Below are 21,653 nucleotides of genomic sequence, written 5' to 3'. Positions count from 1 at the left end.
ACATGGCTGATTCAGATTCTAGCGAAAAAACAGAAGACCCCACGGGGAAAAAACTCGAAGACACCCGAAAAAAAGGGCAGATAGCCCGATCCCGAGAGCTATCCACAACCTTAGTGTTAGTGGTCAGTGCCTTTATGTTTTTGTTCGTTGGAGGCTGGATTGCCGAGTCGGTATTTAAGCTGACGCAGCGCATGTTTGTTCTGTCTCGAGATGAAACCTACGATACCACCCATATGTTTGGTGCATGGGGTGAAGCAATTTCGACAGTCAGTGTACCTGTATTGCTTTATATGACGGTGGCCATGTTAGCCGGAATATATGGCTCTATTGCGTTAGGCGGCTACAACTTCACCTGGGAAGGTGCCAAATTTAAAGGCTCTAAAATGAGTCCGCTTAGTGGATTTAAGCGTATGTTTGGCATGAATGGCTTGGTAGAATTAATTAAATCTATCGCCAAAGTGGTTGTCATCGTTGGGATGGCATTAGGTGCACTGCTGTTTTTTGAAGACGAAGCGCTGCACCTTGATTTAGATCTGTACCCGGGTAATATTTTTCACGCGTTAGATATGCTGAAATGGGCTTTTATCATGTTGGTTTGCGGCATGATACCTATTGCGCTTATTGATGTGCCTTATCAAATTTATAAGCACAACAAAGAAATTAAGATGACTAAGCAAGAGGTGAAAGACGAGCGTAAAAACTCTGAAGGTGATCCTTTGGTAAAAGGGCGCATCCGTCGCTTGCAGTATCAAGCTGCCACTAAACGAATGATGCAAGAAGTTCCTCAGGCCGATGTGGTGGTAACCAACCCAACTCATTACTCTGTAGCAATAAAATATGATGACAGTGGTAATCGTGCCCCAGTCGTTGTGGCAAAAGGCACCGATGAATTAGCCATGCATATTCGTAAAATAGCCACTGCTAACGATGTACCGCTTATTCCATCGCCCATGTTAGCCCGAGCCGTTTACTACTCAACTGAGATTGACGGTGAAGTGCCTAATGCCTTGTTTATGGCGGTAGCGCAAGTATTAGCCCACGTTTATCAGTTAAAAGCACACAGAGCGGGTAAAGGGAAACGACCCAAACCGCTTAAACGTGATTTACCCATACCACCAGAGCTACGCCGTTAGAGCGCTGCTTTTGGCCTAAATTAGCGCTAAATTACGGCTAAGATATCGCTAAGGCCAGGGCTCAAAGTGAGCCCCTCTTAATTGTAATTCTGTAAATTGCGCCCCTCCTACTTACGTTTAATCGGTTTTGTATAAAGCTGGCACGGTAGTTGTAATACTCATTGAAAGATAGCGTTAAGCGTCAATTTTCCGATAGAGAGACTCCCTGTAATGCAGTTATCCGGTTACCTTCAGCGATTCGATAAAAGTCAGCTGCAGAACATTACCAGTGGCTTAGGCGCTCCCATTGTTCTTCTTGCCATTATGGGCATGGTTATTCTTCCCATGCCGCCATTTCTGCTCGACGTATTGTTCAGCTTTAATATAGCCCTGTCTTTAGTCATTATTTTGGTGGCAGTATTAACGCAAAAGCCAGTTGATTTCGGTATTTTTCCCCTAGTATTACTTATCGCTACTGTTTTGCGCTTAGCGCTAAACGTGGCCTCTACCCGTGTGGTATTGCTTTATGGGCATGAGGGGGGCGATGCGGCTGGTAAGGTTATCGAAGCATTTGGTGCGGTGGTTATTGGCGGCAACTATGCAGTGGGTGTGGTGGTCTTTGCTATCTTGCTTATTATCAACTTTAAAGTAGTCACCGCCGGTGCTGGGCGTATTTCAGAAGTAAGTGCCCGCTTTACGCTTGATGCCATGCCAGGTAAGCAAATGGCTATTGATGCCGATTTGAATGCGGGTTATATCGACCAAGATCAGGCGCGTGCTCGCCGAGAAGAAATAACCGCCGAAGCAGACTTTTATGGCTCAATGGACGGTGCGTCAAAATTTGTGAAAGGTGATGCGGTCGCCGGACTCTTTATCATGCTTATCAATATTGTGGGTGGCCTTTTTATTGGCATGATTCAACACGGATTAAGTTTTGGTAACGCCATCGAGGTATACACCATTTTAACCATTGGTGACGGTTTGGTGGCGCAAATACCCTCACTGTTACTGTCTGTGGCTACCGCTATTATTGTTACTCGTGAAAACGAAACCCAAGAAATGGGCAAAGAAATACGTAGTCAATTAGGTAACAGCCAAGCCCTTTATATTGCCTCTGGTGTTTTATTTGTCATGGGGATTATTCCTGGTATGCCTCATTTGGCCTTTATTGGGTTTTCAGTGCTTATCGCTGGTTACGCTTATTGGCAGGGTGTTGCGGCTAAACGCGAGGCAGAAAAACCTAAAACCCCAGCGAATATCGTGAAAGATGACACTGTTGCGCCCGAAATAAAAGAGCTTGGGTGGGATGATGTGCAGCACGTAGATACCATCGGTTTAGAAGTCGGGTACCGATTAATCCCCTTAGTAGATAAGTCTCAGGGCGGAGAACTGCTCACTCGTATCAAAGGGGTGCGTAAGAAGTTATCTCAAGAGTTAGGCTTTCTTATTCCACCGGTGCACATTCGCGATAATTTAGATTTAGAACCTAATTTATACACCATTGCGATGTTGGGCGTAACTATTGGCGATGCGCAAATAAGTCACGATGAAGAACTTGCGATTAATCCGGGTCAAGTATTTGGCAAGCTGGAAGGCCGTGCAACCAAAGACCCTGCCTTTGGCTTAGATGCGGTATGGATAAAACCGAATAAGCGTGAGCATGCGCAAACACTGGGTTATACCGTGGTTGATGCTGCTACTGTGGTTGCTACTCATTTAAGTCAATTGCTGACTAACAACGCCTACCAACTACTTGGACATGAAGAAGCGCAGCAGCTTCTAGATATGCTAGCTAAGCAGCATCCTAAACTAGTTGAAGGGTTAGTGCCTGATATTCTGCCGTTAAGCACCATTGTTAAAGTGCTGCAAACCTTGCTGTTTGAAGGAGTGCCTATTCGTGACATGCGTACCATTGTACAAACCTTGAGCGAATACGGCCCGCGTAGCCAAGACCCAGATGTACTAGTGTCTGCGGTACGTATTGCGCTTAAACGCCTAATCACCCAAGAAATTACCCAAGGTGCGAAAGAGATACCCGTCATAACCTTGGCGCCAGAGTTGGAACAGATGTTGCACCAGTCATTACAAGCAGGTGGCGAAGATGGCGCTGGTATAGAACCAGGACTGGCCGATAAGCTGCAAAAATCATTGCAGCAAGCTAGTCAGCAACAAGAATTAGAAGGTGAGCCTGCAGTACTTCTCACTTCCGGTATGTTGCGCCCCGTACTATCTCGCTTCTTAAAGTATTCGGTCGCGGGTTTACATGTACTTTCCTATCAGGAAGTACCCGACGATAAGCAGATAAAAATAGTCAGTTCGGTCGGTCAATAATCTGACACTGGGTGATTGGAGAGTTTTCAATGAAAATCAGACGTTTCTTTGGCAAAGATATGCGAGAAGCTTTAAGCCAAGTTAAAGCGGAATTGGGCAGCGATGCCGTTATCATGTCAAACCGAAAGCTTGCTGACGGTATCGAATTGGTCGCCGCTTACGATAAAGAACCGGAAGCCAAACTGTCGATTAAAAAGCCAGCGCCTAGTGCAGCAGGGCGAGCGAAAGCGGCTGTTCCAAGTCTTAGCGAAATCATCGGTGATGATGGCCCAGATAGCTTAAAAGCGCTGTTGGAAAAACAACATGGTGGCAGTATTCAAAGCCCAGCTTCAGCACCTAGTGCTAACGCTCAGCATGCCAATAAAATTGCATCACACTTAGACTTTTCAGAAGCCTTTATCGACGATGTAGAAGCCAGTCAAGTCGCCTCAGAATTCCCAAGCCATCAAGCGTCAAGTCTTAATGAAAGCATTGATAACAGCAGTGCTCCTCAGTCTGACGAATTATCTCAAATTAAAGAAGAGTTGGCGTCACTACGAAATGTGCTTCAATACCAAGTTGCTGATTTGATGGAAGCAAAAAGTCGTCGTCAGCAGCCTGTACATCATTATTTAATTCAGCGTTTAACCGACATGGGGTTAAGCCAATCATTGGCAGAGCAACTGATTAGTTATACGCCGTCGCATTACAACGAGCGTGACGCTTGGGTATATCTTTTAAACCTATTGGCTAATCGCATTAATGTGACAGGTAACGATATACTTACGCAAAAGGGCGCAGTAGCGTTAGTGGGTCCTACCGGAACAGGTAAAACCACTACAGTTGCTAAATTAGCTGCTCGTTACGCACAGAAATACGGCGCCGACTCCGTTGCCATGATTACGATTGATACCTATCGTATTGCAGCGTTTGAGCAATTAGCCACATATGGAAAAATTATTGGCTGCACAGTGCGTAAAGCACAAAGTAGTGAAGAATTATCAGATTTATTGTTTCAATTACGCCATAAGAGACTAGTGTTAATTGATACGGCAGGCTTTAGTCAACGAGATAGTCGATTAATTAAACAGATAAATCAATTTGATAACGGTCAAATGCAGCCAGTGAAAAAATACCTAGTAGCGCAAGCGAATACCCAATATGCTGCATTACAACGTATTATAGATGCGTACGAAGGGGTGGAACTTAGCGGTTGTATCTTTACAAAGCTTGATGAGTGCTACTCTCTAGGCGAAGTGCTTAGCGCAGCGGTGGAGTACCAGTTACCTGTCAGTTATGTAACAGATGGACAGAAAGTTCCTGAAGACATTAAGATTGCAGAAGCAAAATCTTTAGTATCTGCTGCTGCAAAGCTTTATAAAAAGTACGGTTTGAATCATACTACTAGTAACAATGTGGTTAAAACAGCACGAGCAGTATGATTGATGATCAAGCGAGTAGCTTACGAAAAATGAAGCAATCACGATTAATCAAAGTTATCGCCGTCACCGGAGGTAAAGGTGGCGTTGGTAAAACAAATATTACGCTAAACACAGCTATTGCTATGGCAAAGCAGGGAAAGCGGGTAATGGTATTGGATGCAGACTTAGGTCTGGCCAATGTGGATGTAATGCTAGGATTGCGAGTAGAGAAAAACCTCTCCCACGTATTATCTGGTGAGTGTACCTTGGACGATGTTCTCGTTACGGGTCCTCACGGTATAAAAATAGCACCAGCCACATCAGGTTCTCAATCAATGGCAGAGCTATCACCAACGCAGCATGCAGGACTCATAAGAGCATTCAGCGAGTTGCGCACGCCCATTGATGTGCTTATTGTGGATACCGCAGCGGGTATTTCCGATATGGTGCTAAGCTTCTCCAAAGCCTCCCAAGATATTATGGTGGTAGTGTGTGATGAGCCCACTTCACTTACCGATGCCTATGCATTAATTAAAATTCTTAACCGAGAACACGGTGTCTTTCGCTTTAAAGTGGTCGCTAACATGGTCCGCGATGTTAGAGAAGGTCAGGAACTTTTCAGCAAATTATCTAAAGTAACAGGGCGATTCTTAGATGTTGCGCTAGAATTGGTAGCAATAGTTCCTTTTGACGAGAACATACGCCGAGCAGTACGTAAGCAAACGTCAATTGTAGATGCTTATCCAAGTTCTCCGGCAGCAGTGGCGATTAGCCAGCTAGCAGCCAAAGCAGGATCATGGCCTATACCTGCGCAACCGGGTGGCCATTTAGAATTTTTTATTGAGCAACTAATAGCAGATAAAGCAGTAGGAAGTCAGCGTTGAATAGCAAAGCAGCCGCTTATCAACAGCAAACAGACAAGTCACAATTAGTTGAGCGTCACGCTTCGCTAGTGAAGCGGATAGCACACCACTTAATGGCGAGACTACCAGCCAGTGTTCTTGTCGATGATTTAATCCAGTCAGGTATGATTGGACTGCTAGAAGCTGCACGAAACTTTGACGGTTCCAAAGGGGCAAGTTTCGAAACCTTTGCAGGTATTCGTATTCGTGGCGCCATGCTTGATGAAATAAGAAAAGGTGATTGGACTCCTCGTTCCGTTCATAAAAACGGTAGGGCAATCACAGAAGCCATCTCTCAAGTTGAAGGTGAAACAGGCCGAGACGCGCGAGATGTAGATATTGCAGCTAAAATGAATGTTAGCATGCAAGATTATCATCAAATGCTGAACGAAGTGAATGCCGGAAAATTGGTGGGGATTGAAGACCTTGGGGTTTCTGAAGATGTCATTTCTACAGAAAAAAACCGAGGCAGCGACGCACCGTTAGAAGATTTGATGCAAGGGGCTTTCCAAAAAGCGCTAGCACATGCTATTACTACATTACCCGAACGGGAAGCGATTGTACTTTCTTTATACTATGATGAAGAACTGAATCTTAGAGAAATAGGCGAAGTTCTTGATGTTAGTGAATCGCGAGTAAGTCAAATTCATAGTCAGGCCATGTTAAAACTCAAATCACGAATGAAATCGTGGCAAGTTGACGAAGAATAGAAATTAATAACAATTAACCCCTCATTGGAGGCTATTTTGGATAAAAGTATGAAAATTCTCGTGGTTGACGATTTTTCTACCATGAGACGTATCATAAAGAACCTGCTAAAAGATTTGGGTTTTGCCAATATCCAGGAAGCGGACGACGGTAACACCGCGCTGCCTATGCTACAACAAGGTGATTTTGACTTTGTTGTAACAGATTGGAATATGCCAGGTATGCAAGGTATCGACTTATTACGCGCTATACGTGCCGACGATAAGTTGAAACACCTACCGGTTCTTATGGTGACAGCAGAAGCGAAGAAAGAACAAATCGTTGCCGCAGCGCAAGCTGGTGTGAATGGTTATGTTGTTAAACCTTTCACTGCCGCTACGTTGAAAGAAAAATTAGATAAAATCTTCGAACGTTTAGGTTGATCCAGACGCTCACCAGAGAAATGAGGTTTACTGGATGTCGACAAATGAAAGTGTCTCCATAACGCTCGAAGAAGCCAAAAAATTGGTAGCGTATCTTGAAGAGGGCGATAACGCATCAGCGAACGCTGTCTTAGAAGCTGTTTCGATGAAAGAGTCCATTGAGCTCTTTGCTGAAGTGGGTAAATTAACGCGTCAACTTCATGACTCGTTGAATAACTTCCAAATCGATGAACGTATTAAAAATTTAACCGTTGATGACATTCCTGATGCGCAAACGCGACTGATGTACGTTATCGAAGAAACGGAAAAAGCTGCCAATACCACCATGGACGCAGTTGAAGAGAGTATGCCAATTGCTGAAGTGCTCTCTACCCGTATCGAAAAAATTATGCCGGAATGGAAGAAACTGATGAATCGTCAACTTGAGTTGGGCGAATTCAAAGTTTTATGTGCAGATTTAGACGAATTGCTAAAAGACGGATCGAAACAATCAGCTAAGCTTACATCATTGCTTACCGAAGTGTTAATGGCACAAGGTTATCAAGATCTTACCGGTCAAGTTATTCGCAGAGTGATTGAACTCGTAAAAGAAGTGGAAGATAGCTTAGTTAATATGCTGACGATGTTCGGTGAACCCGAACAGGCGGAGCAAGACAAGCCATTGGAAGCGAAAGTCGAAAAAGTTAACAAGATCGATAGTGTCGAAGCCGAAGGTCCAATTATTGATGCAGACCAACGCGATGATGTGGTATCTGGCCAAGATGACGTAGATGATCTTTTGTCTAGCTTAGGTTTTTAGGGGAGCGGGCGCATGGCGTTTGATGTTGACGAGGATATATTACAGGACTTTCTAGTTGAAGCTGGGGAGATCCTTGAACAATTACAAGAACAGCTCGTTGATCTGGAAAATAATCCTGAAGATGCAGATTTACTGAATGCTATCTTCCGTGGTTACCATACCGTAAAAGGTGGCGCCGGCTTTTTGTCGCTTACCGAATTAGTTGAAATTTGCCATGGTGCAGAAAACGTTTTCGATGTAATGCGAAACGGACAACGTACTCTTACGCCTGAATTAATGGATACCATTCTTCAGGCCACCGATGTAGTAGTCGATATGTTTGAGCGTGTTAAAGCGCAAGAACCACTAATTCCTGCAGACGCAAAGTTAGTTGATTTGCTGCATAAGTTAAGCACCCCAGAAACCCCAGACGAAAACATCTTTGGTGACAGTAGTGAAGCGGCTGAAGTCCCCGCTGCCGAAGAAGAATTCGCGTTAGAAGAAGCGCCTGTACCTGAAGCGCCTGCCGCAAGTAGCGATGGCGGCATCGACGAGATTTCTGAAGATGAATTTGAAGCCTTGCTGGATGAACTTCATGGTTCAAATGCCCCAGGTAAATCTGCGAAAGCAGAACCAAAAGCGGCAGCCCCCGCGGTTGGTGGTTCAGGTGATGATATTACCGACGATGAATTTGAAGCACTGCTAGACGAATTGCACGGTAAAGGTAAATTCAAAGAAGAAGAACCAGCGCCTGTAGCTGCGTCGAAAGCGGCAGCGCCTAGCGGTGAAGAAATTACCGACGATGAATTTGAAGCATTGCTTGACCAATTACATGGTTCAGGACAAGGCCCTACAGCGCAAGGTGCTGAACCAGCAGCAAATACGCCGCCCGTAGATAAAAAGGCGACAGAAGCAATTCAGAAAGCCAAGGCAGAGCAATCTGCCGCTAGTACGCCGGCTAAATCAACGCCTGCCGCAAAAGCGCCAGCGCCTAGTCCAGCAGCTAAAAAAGCGTCAGAGCCCGCTAAACCAGCGGCTAAGAAAGACGACAAAAAAGCAACCCCAGCACCTCCTCAAGCAGAAACTACAGTTCGTGTTGATACCAAGCGCCTAGACCAAATTATGAATATGGTTGGCGAGTTAGTATTAGTACGAAATCGTTTGCTGAGTTTAGGAATAACCAATGCCGACGAAAGTATGTCGAAGGCAATTGCTAACCTAGATGTGGTGACGGGTGATTTGCAGGGTGCGGTTATGAAAACCCGTATGCAGCCAATTAAGAAAGTGTTTGGCCGCTTCCCTCGCGTTGTTCGAGACTTAGCACGTAGTTTGAAAAAAGAAATTACCTTGGAATTGGAAGGTGAAGAGACAGATTTAGATAAAAACTTGGTAGAAGCATTGGCTGATCCCTTAGTTCACTTAGTAAGAAACTCAGTGGATCATGGTATTGAAATGCCTGATGACCGTGCTGCTACAGGTAAAACCCGAATGGGGACCGTGAGATTATCGGCTTCTCAGGAAGGTGACCATATCTTACTTACCATTGAAGATGATGGTAAGGGGATGGATGCTGAAAAACTGAAAGAGATTGCTATAAGCCGAGGTGTTTTAGACGCCGATGCGGCTGCGCGTATGTCTGATGTTGAAGCGTTCAATCTTATTTTTGCACCTGGTTTCTCAACGAAAACTGAGATTAGTGATATCTCGGGCCGTGGTGTAGGCATGGATGTGGTTAAAACAAAAATTAACCAGCTTAACGGTACTATTAATATTGATTCCCAGCTTGGGAAAGGTACTCGACTCGATATTAAAGTCCCACTCACGCTTGCAATATTACCGACCCTAATGATTGTGGTTGGGAAACAAACGTTCGCGTTACCGTTAGGTGCGGTCAACGAAATTATCAATATGGACATCAAGAAAACCAATACGGTTGATGGCCAATTAACCATGATAGTTCGTTCTAAAGCGATACCACTGTTCTTCCTCGGAGAATGGTTGATCCGCGGACCTAAAAATATAAGCAAAGAAAAAGGTCACGTCGTCGTGGTTCAAATAGGCACCCAGCAAGTTGGATTTGTTGTTGATGCGCTAATAGGCCAAGAAGAAGTGGTGATAAAACCATTAGATGCCTTATTACAAGGAACGCCAGGTATGGCGGGAGCAACTATCACATCCGACGGTGGAATTGCACTCATCTTAGATGTTCCTAGCTTACTGAAGCGTTATGCTAAAAAGCCCTTAAAGTAAAACGGCGTAACAAATAGGAAATTAACATCCATGGTCTTTAAAGTCCTGGTCGTGGACGATTCTACTTTTTATCGTCGTCGAGTTCGCGAGATTCTCGACGATGACAGAGAGCTTGAAGTTATTGGTGAAGCTCGTAACGGGCAAGATGCACTAGATAAAATAGATACACTGCTACCTGATGTAGTCACAATGGATGTGGAAATGCCGATAATGGATGGCATTTCAGCGGTAAAAGCCATTATGGAAAAACGGCCCGTGCCTATTTTGATGTTTTCGTCGCTTACGCACCATGGTGCACAAGCGACCCTAGATGCGTTAGAAGCCGGAGCATTAGATTTTCTACCAAAGAAATTCGAAGATATCGCCCAAGACCGTAAAGACGCAGCACGACTGCTGTGTACAAAAGTAAGATTGATTGCACGGCGTGGTGTCGGTATAAAACGCCCTGTATTAAAGCGTATTGAAAGTAGGAAGTTTCCTGATAACGCGCCGAAACCAGCGTTTTTCAAGAGTTCTAATCTACTTAGCGGAAGGAAAGATGCCACGAGGCAGCCCACCGTTTCCTCGATTAAGGCTTCTGGTAAAAGGTATAAGTGTTTAGCAATTGGAGCATCTACGGGTGGACCAGTGGCATTGCAGAAGATACTGGTAGCACTGCCATCAGACTTTCCTTATCCAATTGTGTTGGTGCAACATATGCCAGGCACTTTTACTAACGCATTCGCACAGCGACTTAATTCACATTGCGATATTGCGGTTAAAGAAGCTGAACATGGTGACATATTGAAACCAGGTTGCGCTTATTTAGCGCCCGGCGGTAAACAAATGTTGATAGAGAGTTCAGGCTCTCATAAGAAAGTAGTAATTACCGACGCTAACCCGTCTGATAAAATAAACTATAAGCCGAGTGTTGATTTAACCTTCGGTTCGCTGGCCAAAGCTTATGGTGGCGATTTATTGGGTATTATATTAACTGGTATGGGTGCAGATGGGCGAGAAGGTTGCCGGTTGATGAAAGACAACGGTGCCACTATTTGGGCGCAAGATCAGGATTCATGTGTTGTTTATGGCATGCCTCAAGCGGTAGCTGTTGCAAACATATCGGTTAACAGTATTGATATAGATGATATGAGCAGCTGTATCTTAACCGAAATGACATAGCCTAAGCGCAGCGATAGTATTGCCTGTGAGTGAATGACAACCCAAGTAAATATAAGCTGGGAATTAAAACGATGAAGGTGTGGACAGTTGCAAACCAGAAAGGCGGAGTTGGTAAAACAACAACAACAGTAACCTTAGGTGGTTTGTTAGCTCAACGCGGGAAGCGGGTATTGATGGTCGACACCGATCCCCACGCCTCATTGAGTTACTATTTTGGCATAGACGCAGAGTTACTCAGTCAATCTGTCTACGACATTTTTATTAAGTCTTCTGAAATTACTGCCGATATGGTCATGGACTGTTTGTGTCCAACTAAGCTAGATAATTTGTACGTTTTGCCCGCTACCATGGCGCTAGCCACATTAGACAGAACAATGGGTAGCGAGCAAGGAATGGGCTTAGTGCTAAAAAAAGCGCTGGCCAAAGTAGAGAAAGAATTTGATGTGGTCATTATTGATTGTCCGCCAGTACTTGGTGTACTTATGGTCAACGCATTGGCAGCATGCAATAAAGTGATAGTGCCGACACAAACAGAGTATTTGGCGCTGAAAGGCTTAGACAGAATGATACGCACTATGGAAATAATGGGGCGCTCTCTTCAAAAGTCTTTTGACACTGTGATTATTCCTACTATGTTCGACAAACGCACTAACGCGGCGCTTGAATCTAGAAAGCGTTTAATGAGCGATTATGGAGAGCGGGTTTGGCAAGGTGTAATTCCCGTAGATACGCATTTTAGAGATGCGAGTTTAGTACAGTTGCCAATTTCCGCAGCATACCCGAAAACCCGAGGGGTAACGGCTTATAGCAAGTTACTTGAGGTTTTGGAGAAGTAAAGTTAGATGAGCAATCAAGGACCTTTTGCACGGGAAGACGTTGTAGAGGCTTATCTCGATAGCCTATTAAAAGAGCCAGATGATCCGGCAGACGTGACTGCGCGAACGGCAAAATTGCTTGAGCAAGCGGTGCAAACGTTAGCCGAAGAAGCCACATTTGATGAAGCACCTACCACTGAACAAGTAGTGGTTGAAGAAGCCATTATTGAAGCAGTGTCATCTAGCACAGGCAAAGATGTCGAAGAAACTACGCAATACGAAAAAAGCGACTACAATGAAATAGATAATGAGACTGCTGAATCAGTCGATGCCTCTTCAGAAGAGGAGCAACCTTTAGAAAAAGCATTGTTGGTCGACAGCCTCGAAAATAATTTTCAGGCATTATTTTTTGAAGTGGCAGGGTTAACATTAGCAGTGCCATTAACCACCCTAGGTGGTATACATCAGATTGAAAAGATAGGCCCTCTATTTGGGAAGCCGGATTGGTTCATGGGGGTAATGATACATCGCGAAGAGAAGCTTAGCGTTGTAGATTCTGCAAGATGGGTCATGCCAGAAAAGTATGATGAGAGTCTCGCAGAGTCATTGAACTACCGATATCTTATTATGTTAGGGGATAGTTCGTGGGGATTGGCCAGTGAGAAACTGGTTAACACGGTCACCTTGGCAAAAGCTGACGTCAAATGGCGTGAGTCTACCGGTAAGCGTCCCTGGTTAGCGGGGATGGTTAAAGAGAAAATGTGCGCGTTAATTGACGTTAACGAATTAATATCTATGCTTAACAAAGGCTTAGGCAGTAACGACCAGACACCGAGTATTGGGAGCCAGGTTCATGAGCGACGAAAGAACGAACAGTAATACCACCGATAGTAACGATGAAGTCCTTCAATGGGTGACATACCGCTTAGGTGAGGAAACATACGGTATTAACGTAATGCAAGTACAAGAGGTATTGCGTTACACTGAAATTGCACCTGTACCCGGCGCACCTGACTACGTACTAGGTATCATTAACCTACGTGGTAATGTTGTTACGGTCATAGATACACGTGCACGTTTTGGATTACCACCAACAGAAATAACGGACAATACCCGTATTGTGATCATCGAGTCTGATGAACAAGTCGTGGGTATACTTGTTGATAGCGTGGCTGAGGTGGTTTACCTTCGCTCGTCTGAAATTGACAGTGCGCCAAACGTGGGTACTGAAGAAAGTGCTAAGTTTATCCAAGGTGTAAGCAACCGAGACGGTGAGCTTCTTATTCTCGTGGATTTAAACAAGCTTTTAAGTGACGAAGAGTGGGATGAACTAAGTTCAATTTAGTCAACCTACACGTCTAAAGGGCAGGTAACTAAGTTATCTGCCTTTTTTATTTCCGGTTTACATAGGTACGAATTAAGGCTTCTTCGCATATGGATCTGCAGTTTATTGCTCCAACAATCAACGAACTTATATTGCTTGCGCTTGTGATAGCACTTGGTGTTTTTGCAATATGGCTGACGTTTAAAGAGCGAAAAACACATGCGGCATTAAGCGAACTGCAAGACCTGGTAACGCGTAGAACCGATGACATGGATACCCAAATTCGAGATTTTGGTCATCAACAAAATGAAGCACAAACCAGAAGCTTAGTGGTCACTCGCCATCTACAAGCCCTTCAAACTAAACAAGATGACTTCGAAAATCAGATTCGTGAACTAAAACTCCAGGATCCCTCCCTAAGGCTTTATCAGCGAGCGGCCGAGTTAGTAAAGCAAGGCGCTAGTATCGAGGAAGTGATGGAGGCTTGTGATATTCCTCGTGCCGAAGCAGAAATGTTATTTATGGTACACAAACAATCCCCTTCTGGGTAATGTAATTAAACGTCCGTTTAGACGTCTAGACGTAAAGATGTTGACATCTGTGTGGTAATTGCCACAATACAGTCATAGTAACTTATGACTGGAGCCTTCTATGCCAATTCGTATACCAGAACAACTGCCTGCGCAGAATGTGTTGTTGGGCGAAAACATCTTCACCATGGAGAGCAATAGGGCGGCGAATCAGGATATACGTCCTCTTAAAGTGGGTATCTTAAACTTGATGCCTAATAAAATTGAGACTGAAGTACAGCTGTTGAGATTACTTTCCAACACGCCACTTCAAATTGATGTAGATTTTATTCGCATCGATAGTCAGGCACCCAAAAATACCCCTCAGTCTCACATGGATGCTTTCTATCACGACTTTTCACAAGTGGCAGACAAAAAGTACGATGGGCTTATCGTGACTGGTGCTCCTCTAGCATTGTTGAAATACGAAGACGTAAAGTACTGGGATACCATGACTACCATTTTAGAATGGGCACAGCGTCACGTTAACTCCACGCTATATTTATGCTGGGCTGCACATGCTGCTATGTACCATTTTTATAACTTTACCCGCACGCTGCGCAAAGAAAAATTTTCAGGCGTGTTCGAGCACAAAGTAAACGACCCCCATAATGAATTATTGCGTGGCTTCGACCCGGTATTCTATGCGCCTCATTCTCGCTATGGTCATATCGATACCGCGAATTACAATAGTGTAGATGGACTGCATGTGGTGGCAGAGTCTGAAGAAGTAGGCGCTTATATTGTCGCCTCAGAAGATAAGCGCATGGTGTTTGTTACGGGGCATCCAGAATACGATGCTGATACCCTTGGCGATGAATATTTTAGAGACGTAAAGGCAGGGCAGACACCGTCTATACCCAAAAACTATTTTACGGATAACGATCCGACCAAGCCACCTATCGTCAGATGGCGCTCCCACGGGAGTCTGTTTTTTACGAACTGGTTAAACTACTATGTTTACCAAACAACGCCATATGACTTAAATCAGTTAGCTGAAAAATCACAGCCAAAGAGGTAACGCGTGAGTCAACATCCAGTTTCTAGCGCCCAAGCAACACTGCTACGCGCTGCACAACAACGTATTCTTGTATTAGATGGTGCGATGGGAACCATGATCCAGCAGCATAAGCTGGAAGAAGAAGATTACCGTGGTACCCAGTTTGCCGATTGGCACTGTGATGTGAAAGGCAACAACGACCTTTTAGCCATTACACAGCCGGATATTATTTATCAAATTCATTGTGATTACTTTGAAGCTGGCGCCGATATCGTTGAGACCAATACGTTTAATGCTACCACAATAGCCATGGCCGATTACGACATGGAAGCGCAGTCTAGAGACATCAATATTGCTGCCGCTAAATTAGCCAGAAAAGCCGCTGATGAGTTCACAGCGAAAACCCCTGATAAACCCAGATTTGTCGCTGGTGTATTAGGCCCAACGAATCGTACTGCGTCTATCTCTCCTGATGTTAACGACCCAGGTAAGCGCAACGTGACTTTCGACGCCTTAGTAGAAGCCTATACAGAGTCTACCGAAGCGCTAATCGAAGGCGGCGTAGATTTGATTATGCTTGAAACCATTTTCGATACGCTAAATGCTAAAGCGGCAGCTTTCGCCGTGGAAACCGTGTTCGAAAAACTAGGTAAGTATTTGCCAGTGATGATTTCAGGCACCATTACCGATGCCTCAGGCAGAACGCTTTCGGGGCAAACCTCTGAAGCCTTTTATTATTCAATGCGCCACATTAGCCCGTTTTCGTTTGGCTTAAATTGCGCTTTGGGGCCTGACTTGTTACGCCAATATGTTGAAGAAGTCTCAACTATTAGCGAGTGCCTTGTCTCTGCTCACCCCAATGCGGGTTTACCCAACGAGTTTGGCGAATATGATTTAGAAGCGCCTGAAATGGCCGAGCATATCAAAGAATGGGCAGCATCAGGTTTAGTGAATATTGTGGGCGGCTGCTGTGGCAGTACGCCAGAACATATTCGTGCTATTGCCGAGGCGGTAAGCAGCATAGCACCAAGAAAAGTGCCTAAGTTCGAACCCAAAATGCGTTTGTCTGGCCTTGAGCCGTTTGTACATTAGGAGGCAGCGTGAGCGCACAATTTTCTACATTTATTAATATTGGTGAACGTACTAACGTTACCGGTTCAGCACGTTTCAAGCGTCTTATTCTTGAAGGCGATTATGAAACGGCTCTTGATGTTGCCCGCCAGCAAGTGGAAAGCGGCGCGCAAATTATCGATATCAATATGGACGAGGCCATGCTTGATTCCAAGCAGGCCATGGTTACCTTTTTAAACCTGATTGCGTCCGAGCCCGATATCAGTCGGGTTCCTATTATGATTGACTCATCAAAATGGGAAGTGATTGAAGCGGGGCTAAAATGTGTGCAAGGCAAGGCGATTGTAAACTCAATCAGCCTTAAAGAAGGCGAAGAAAGCTTTCTTGCCCAAGCACAAAAAATCAAACGTTATGGTGCTGCCACGGTAGTCATGGCTTTTGACGAAAAAGGCCAAGCCGATACGCAAGCTCGAAAAGTAGAGATTTGTCAGCGCAGTTATAAATTACTGACAGAGTCTATCGGCTTTCCGCCAGAAGACATTATCTTTGACCCGAATATCTTTGCGGTAGCAACGGGTATAGAAGAGCACGATAACTACGCCGTAGACTTCATAGAAGCAACCCGAAAAATTCGTGAGCTTTGCCCTTATGCGCATATCTCGGGGGGGCTTTCTAATATATCGTTCTCGTTTAGAGGTAACAACCCTGTTCGCGAAGCGATGCACTCGGTGTTTTTGTATCACGCCATTCGTGCTGGTATGGATATGGCTATTGTGAATGCGGGGCAGCTTGAAGTTTATGATGAAATACCAAAGGAGCTTCGCGAAGCGGTAGAAGATGTCATTCTTAACCGCCGTAGTGACTCTACGGAGCGTTTGCTTGATATTGCCCCTAACTATCAAGGCGACGGTAAAGCAGCGGCAAAAGAAGATTTAAGCTGGCGAGAGCAAGACGTGAATAAACGTTTGGCCCATGCGCTTGTAAAAGGCATTACCGATTACATCATTGATGATACTGAAGAAGCCCGCCTTCAAGCCGAGCGCCCGCTACACGTAATTGAAGGGCCGTTGATGGACGGCATGAACATTGTTGGCGACTTGTTTGGTGAAGGCAAAATGTTCTTGCCTCAAGTTGTAAAATCGGCGCGGGTAATGAAAAAAGCCGTGGCTCATTTACAGCCTTACATTGAAGCCGAAAAATCCGATGGTACTAAGAGCAATGGCAAAATATTGCTTGCTACCGTGAAAGGCGACGTTCACGACATTGGTAAAAACATTGTAGGCGTTGTACTTCAATGTAATAACTTTGAAGTGATTGATCTTGGGGTGATGGTGCCCGCTGCCACTATCTTGCAAGTGGCAAAAGATGAAAACGTAGATATGATTGGCCTTTCTGGCCTTATTACCCCTTCACTTGATGAAATGGTGCATGTGGCAAAAGAGATGGAGCGTCAAGGCTTCGACTTACCGTTATTAATTGGCGGCGCAACTACTTCCAAAGCACACACTGCGGTGAAGATAGAGCAAAACTATCATGCGCCTGTGGTTTACGTACCCAATGCGAGTCGCGCTGTTGGCGTGTGTCAAAAACTACTTAATCGTGGCTCTCGAGATATTTACGCCGAAGAACTGGCAAAAGAATACGACAAAGTACGCGATCAGCATGCTCGTAAGAAGCCTCGAAGTAAGCCTGTGACCTTAGCGCAAGCGCGAGCTAATGCCTTCACGCCAGATTTTACAGAAGCACCGGTAACCCCTAAAAAATTAGGCGTAACGCCAGTGGATGTAGATATTGCTACGCTGCGTCCGTATATCGACTGGACGCCCTTCTTCCTAACCTGGTCTTTGGCTGGTAAATACCCACGAATTTTAGAAGATGAAGTCGTTGGGGAAGAAGCAAGATCCTTATTCGCCGATGCTAATGAGATGCTAGATAACATTATTGCTAACAACTCATTAGCCGCTAAAGGGGTTATTGGCTTATTTCCTGCCAACCGCGTAGATGATGATATTGAAGTGTATACCGATGAGTCGCGCTCAGAAGTGCAAGGTGTAGCGCATCATCTTCGTCAACAAACCTTAAAAGATAAATTTGCTAACTACTGCTTAGCCGATTATGTTGCAGAGAAATCATCAGGTATTAATGATTATATCGGTGCTTTCGCAGTGACAGGCGGAATAGGTGAAGATGAGCTAGCCGATAGCTTCATTAAAGCTGGTGATGACTACAACGGTATTATGGTGAAAGCCGTGGCCGATAGGTTAGCCGAAGCATTTGCCGAATACCTTCACGAACAAGTGCGTAAAGTGTATTGGGGCTATGCCGAGAGTGAAAACTTAACCAATGACGACCTTATTCGTGAAAAGTACCAAGGTATTCGCCCTGCGCCAGGTTATGCCGCGTGCCCAGAGCATACCGAGAAGCAGCTTATCTGGGATTTATTATCGGCGGAACAACACACCGGCATGAAACTAACCGAAAGCTACGCCATGTGGCCAGGTGCGGCGGTGTCGGGTTGGTATTTCTCCCACCCTCAAAGTAAATACTTTGCCGTGGCTAAAATACAAAAAGACCAAGTGGAAGACTATGCCACGCGCAAAGGTTGGATACTGGAAGAAGCTGAGAAATGGTTGGGGCCTAATTTACATGACTGAGTCGTTCTCAAAGCCGTTTAGCCAAGCGTGCGAAAACAATAAAGCGCCAATCTTAGCTGTGCTTAATCGCACGTTTGCTAATTGTAAAGGCGTATTAGAAGTTGGCAGTGGGACAGGTCAGCACGCGGTATATTTCGCTGAAAACTTGCCGCATTTGCAATGGTATTGTAGCGACCAACCTGACTATCATGAAGGTATTATAGCCTGGTTAGAAGAAGCTTCGTTACCCAATGTCACAAAGCCCGTGGCGTTAACTATAGGTAAAGACAGCTTTCCATCGCTACCCATTCAAGGTATCTACAGTGCTAATACCGCCCACATTATGCAGCGTCATGAAGCTGAACTGTTGATGAAATCAGTAAGTGAATACTTACCTTCGGGTGGTGTTTTTTGTCAATATGGCCCCTTTACTATTGGCGGCGAATTCTCTTCTGAAAGTAACAGAGTATTTCATGAATCACTTATCGAACGTGGATATGGTGGCTATCGTGATATCAGCGAGCTGACAGCATGGAGTAATGACTTAGTGCTGCGTGAAATACATAAGATGCCGGCCAATAACTTGTTATTGGGGTGGCATAAGCCGTAACCCTTATGTTTTTCCGCATACAGCCATGATGTATTTGGTCGTGGCTGTATTGTTCATCTTGTATTTTTAAAAGAGTCTTGAAGTCGTTTCGAAATAGTTTAAAAATTTTGGAAATTTTCGAAGACCTATCTTCTGTTATTACTCTAATCAGTTTTCAGCATCTCATTCTCTGTTGGCTTTATTCTCTATCAGTGTTTTATTCACTGTAGCATTTCTTACTGACATCACAGCTTACAGCTTACAGCTTTTTGTATCGACTTCCCTTCATTGATTGCAGTAAATTTAACCACTTAAAGCTAACTTGTGTGCAAAATAAACAAAAATATCTAATCTGTTTTTTAAACTTTAGTTGAATTGGCTTTTTGCGTTAAATATGAGTTGAAATCGACTCGCTTGTATTGGAAAGTAATAATGCACTGATTATTATGAGTAAAGTGGAAGGGAGCGCCTTTTACTATTTTAAGAGAGTGGACGATATTAAGCGCCAGATGTTCATTATCTATTGCGCGCGACTAAAATAAAAAAACAAATAGAGTAGTAATCATGAGTTCATTGTCCCTTCAGAAGAAGTTTATGTTGATCGTGGGGGGAAGCATTGCAGTTATGTTGCTTATCACCGCGTTCTTTTTGGTGAATATAGTTGGTGATAGTACGAGGCACCAAGTAGAACAAGAAGTTGCAGCACTAGTGGCTAACGAAGCCGATTCAGTGGAAGCTTTTTTTTCCCTCTATGGTGGTGTAGCCAAAACCTTTTTAAGTAACCCTTTTCTTAAAGATTTCTTTATACAACACACCCGTCGTGGTGCCAGTGAAGCCCAACTGTCTGACGCCGCCACTGTCTACACTGTTTTTGACAATATAAGTAGCCAAGACACTAATATTAAGTCGGCTTTTTTTGCATCTGCCGCTACCAGTGAGTACTTTTTTGAGCAAGGGCGTGTTGGGGTTGATGAAAGCGGCCCTGATGCTGGAGATGTGAATAAAGGCTACTTTGCATCTAAACGACCCTGGTTCCAAACGGCGGTAAGCAAGGGAGAGCTTTACGTTACCCCTCCCGCGGTAGATTCGCAGGATGGCAGTGTGTCAGCGGTAGTACAATCACCTGTTTATCAAAACGGTAGGCTGATAGGCGTAGGTGGCATTGATATTCTTATCAGTACCATAGGGTCGGTTATCGACAATATTCGGTTTGAAGGTCAAGGTACTGCGTTCCTACTGGATGAGAACCAAAACATTGTTTACTTTCCAAAGCAAACCACACCGCTCCCGCTGAGCTCGTCGTTAACGTCATTTGATTCAGTATTTAGTGATACTAAGGGTTTTAGTGCCTTGTCGAGAAAGATAGCGTCGACATCATCAGGGCAAGTGTCAGTAATATGGCAAGGTGAAGAATACGTGGCGATATTCAGGCACGCTAAGCTTGATAACCCTACGATGGATTGGTCGTTAGGTATTTTGATCCCCGCGAGTATTATAGCGGCACCAATTAATAACGCTATTTCTACCGCAGTTATTGTGGCACTAGCGATTATTTGCCTTATTGCACTTATCACTTATGTAGCCAGTGCAAAAATCACTCAGCCGTTAACCAAAATGCGTGTTGCAATGGCGGATATCGCTAGTGGCGACGGTGATTTAACAAAACGATTAGACATTACTAGTAAAGATGAAATTGGAGCATTGGCGGTAGAATTTAACCGTTTTACCGACAAGCTCCGAGGTTTGTTAACGGAAACGGCATTAAACACTAAGGCTGTTTCCGATGCAGCTGATCATTTACGAGACGTATCCCAAAGTACCAGTGCAGAAATTCATCAAGAGCGAAGCCAAGTTGATAATGTATCTTCTGCGGTTACTCAAATGGCCGCCACAGTCGTGGAAATATCAACAAATGCGGCGCACTCTAGTGAAGCGGCTAACCGAGCAGAAGCTATTGTTACTCAAGGTAGTCAACAAGCAAAAGACGCCATGGCTGAAATCACTTCTTTAGCCGAAGCCATCGACCAAGGGGTGGAAGTGGTGAGTGGGTTAAGTCAGGAATCGGATAACATTGGCGCGGTAATCGATGTTATTAACAGTATTGCTGATCAAACTAATCTACTTGCACTAAATGCTGCCATAGAAGCTGCTCGAGCTGGTGAGCAAGGCCGAGGATTTGCTGTCGTTGCAGATGAAGTCCGCTCTCTTGCCAGTCGTACGCAAGAGTCCACCACGGATATCCGTAAAATGGTAGAGCGTTTGCAGCATATGGCAGAGCAAACTGATTCAGTTATGCAAACAGGCAAGGGCCTTTCTCAAAGTGGCGTTGAAAAAACCGCTAAAGTGGTGACTTCGTTGGAGCAAATCAATCAAGCGATAGGCACCGTGCATGAACAAAGCACGCATATTGCCCATGCTACTGAGCAACAAACTGAAGTCGCCCAAGATATTCATAAATCTTTGGTGGCAATTACAGGTTTAAGCGATCGTACAAGCCAACACGCAGAAGAACTGGCGGTTGAAGCAACCCAGCTTAGCGGTGTATCAACTGAGTTAAATGATTTGGTAGGGCAGTTTAAAATTTAAGT

The 21,653-nt window shown here is 44.6% G+C and carries 18 protein-coding genes; all 18 read left to right on the top strand.

Features of this window, described 5'->3' with window-relative positions:
* The first annotated feature begins 2 nt into the window (after positions 1–2).
* Positions 3–1,133: a flagellar biosynthesis protein FlhB gene (gene flhB, locus AAC006_RS02460; protein ID WP_126871971.1), complete on the top strand. Its 1,131-nt coding sequence runs from the start codon at positions 3–5 to the stop codon at positions 1,131–1,133.
* 210 nt (positions 1,134–1,343) lie between these two features.
* On the top strand, positions 1,344–3,443 hold the full coding sequence (gene flhA, locus AAC006_RS02455) for a flagellar biosynthesis protein FlhA (RefSeq protein ID WP_013785092.1): 2,100 nt from the start codon (positions 1,344–1,346) through the stop codon (positions 3,441–3,443).
* 29 nt (positions 3,444–3,472) lie between these two features.
* A complete protein-coding gene (gene flhF, locus AAC006_RS02450) occupies positions 3,473–4,864 on the top strand; it encodes a flagellar biosynthesis protein FlhF (RefSeq protein ID WP_013785091.1) in 1,392 nt (463 codons plus the stop codon).
* On the top strand, positions 4,861–5,727 hold the full coding sequence (locus AAC006_RS02445) for a MinD/ParA family protein (RefSeq protein WP_126871970.1): 867 nt from the start codon (positions 4,861–4,863) through the stop codon (positions 5,725–5,727). Before flhF ends, AAC006_RS02445 begins: the two co-directional genes overlap by 4 nt.
* Complete coding sequence (locus AAC006_RS02440; RefSeq protein WP_013785089.1) at positions 5,724–6,455, top strand: RNA polymerase sigma factor FliA; 732 nt, start codon at positions 5,724–5,726, stop codon at positions 6,453–6,455. The genes AAC006_RS02445 and AAC006_RS02440 overlap by 4 nt, the downstream gene beginning before the upstream one ends.
* 36 nt (positions 6,456–6,491) lie before the next feature.
* A complete protein-coding gene (gene cheY / locus AAC006_RS02435; protein WP_013785088.1) occupies positions 6,492–6,875 on the top strand; it encodes a chemotaxis response regulator CheY in 384 nt (127 codons plus the stop codon).
* A gap of 34 nt (positions 6,876–6,909) precedes the next feature.
* Positions 6,910–7,674: a protein phosphatase CheZ gene (locus AAC006_RS02430; protein WP_126871969.1), complete on the top strand. Its 765-nt coding sequence runs from the start codon at positions 6,910–6,912 to the stop codon at positions 7,672–7,674.
* Positions 7,675–7,686: 12 nt separating this feature from the next.
* Positions 7,687–9,903 (top strand): chemotaxis protein CheA, encoded by a 2,217-nt coding sequence (locus AAC006_RS02425; RefSeq protein WP_126871968.1) that lies wholly within the window; start codon positions 7,687–7,689, stop codon positions 9,901–9,903.
* Between the two features lie 30 nt (positions 9,904–9,933).
* Positions 9,934–11,064, top strand: coding sequence for a chemotaxis response regulator protein-glutamate methylesterase (locus AAC006_RS02420; RefSeq protein WP_013785085.1), 1,131 nt, complete (start codon positions 9,934–9,936; stop codon positions 11,062–11,064).
* A 71-nt stretch (positions 11,065–11,135) separates the two neighbouring features.
* Positions 11,136–11,900, top strand: coding sequence for a ParA family protein (locus tag AAC006_RS02415; RefSeq protein WP_013785084.1), 765 nt, complete (start codon positions 11,136–11,138; stop codon positions 11,898–11,900).
* A 6-nt stretch (positions 11,901–11,906) separates the two neighbouring features.
* Entirely contained in the window at positions 11,907–12,758 is an 852-nt protein-coding gene (locus AAC006_RS02410; protein ID WP_013785083.1) for a chemotaxis protein CheW, read from the top strand.
* Positions 12,733–13,224 (top strand): chemotaxis protein CheW, encoded by a 492-nt coding sequence (locus AAC006_RS02405; RefSeq protein ID WP_013785082.1) that lies wholly within the window; start codon positions 12,733–12,735, stop codon positions 13,222–13,224. The genes AAC006_RS02410 and AAC006_RS02405 overlap by 26 nt, the downstream gene beginning before the upstream one ends.
* 89 nt (positions 13,225–13,313) lie before the next feature.
* Complete coding sequence (locus AAC006_RS02400; RefSeq protein ID WP_013785081.1) at positions 13,314–13,754, top strand: DUF2802 domain-containing protein; 441 nt, start codon at positions 13,314–13,316, stop codon at positions 13,752–13,754.
* A gap of 100 nt (positions 13,755–13,854) precedes the next feature.
* On the top strand, positions 13,855–14,793 hold the full coding sequence (gene metA, locus AAC006_RS02395) for a homoserine O-succinyltransferase (protein WP_013785080.1): 939 nt from the start codon (positions 13,855–13,857) through the stop codon (positions 14,791–14,793).
* A gap of 3 nt (positions 14,794–14,796) precedes the next feature.
* A complete protein-coding gene (locus AAC006_RS02390) occupies positions 14,797–15,864 on the top strand; it encodes a homocysteine S-methyltransferase family protein (RefSeq protein WP_126871967.1) in 1,068 nt (355 codons plus the stop codon).
* 8 nt (positions 15,865–15,872) lie between these two features.
* Entirely contained in the window at positions 15,873–18,497 is a 2,625-nt protein-coding gene (metH, locus tag AAC006_RS02385) for a methionine synthase (protein ID WP_126871966.1), read from the top strand.
* Complete coding sequence (locus AAC006_RS02380) at positions 18,490–19,086, top strand: DUF938 domain-containing protein (RefSeq protein ID WP_126871965.1); 597 nt, start codon at positions 18,490–18,492, stop codon at positions 19,084–19,086. The genes metH and AAC006_RS02380 overlap by 8 nt, the downstream gene beginning before the upstream one ends.
* A 543-nt stretch (positions 19,087–19,629) precedes the next feature.
* Positions 19,630–21,651, top strand: a complete 2,022-nt coding sequence (locus AAC006_RS02375) for a methyl-accepting chemotaxis protein (protein WP_126871964.1) — start codon at positions 19,630–19,632, stop codon at positions 21,649–21,651.
* Positions 21,652–21,653 lie beyond the last annotated feature (2 nt).

The sequence above is a fragment of the uncultured Alteromonas sp. genome, from assembly GCF_963976965.1.
In the GTDB taxonomy this organism is placed as follows: domain Bacteria; phylum Pseudomonadota; class Gammaproteobacteria; order Enterobacterales; family Alteromonadaceae; genus Alteromonas; species Alteromonas naphthalenivorans.
The sequence above is the reverse complement of the archived record's forward strand: the minus strand, read 5'-3'. Positions and strand labels throughout refer to the sequence as shown.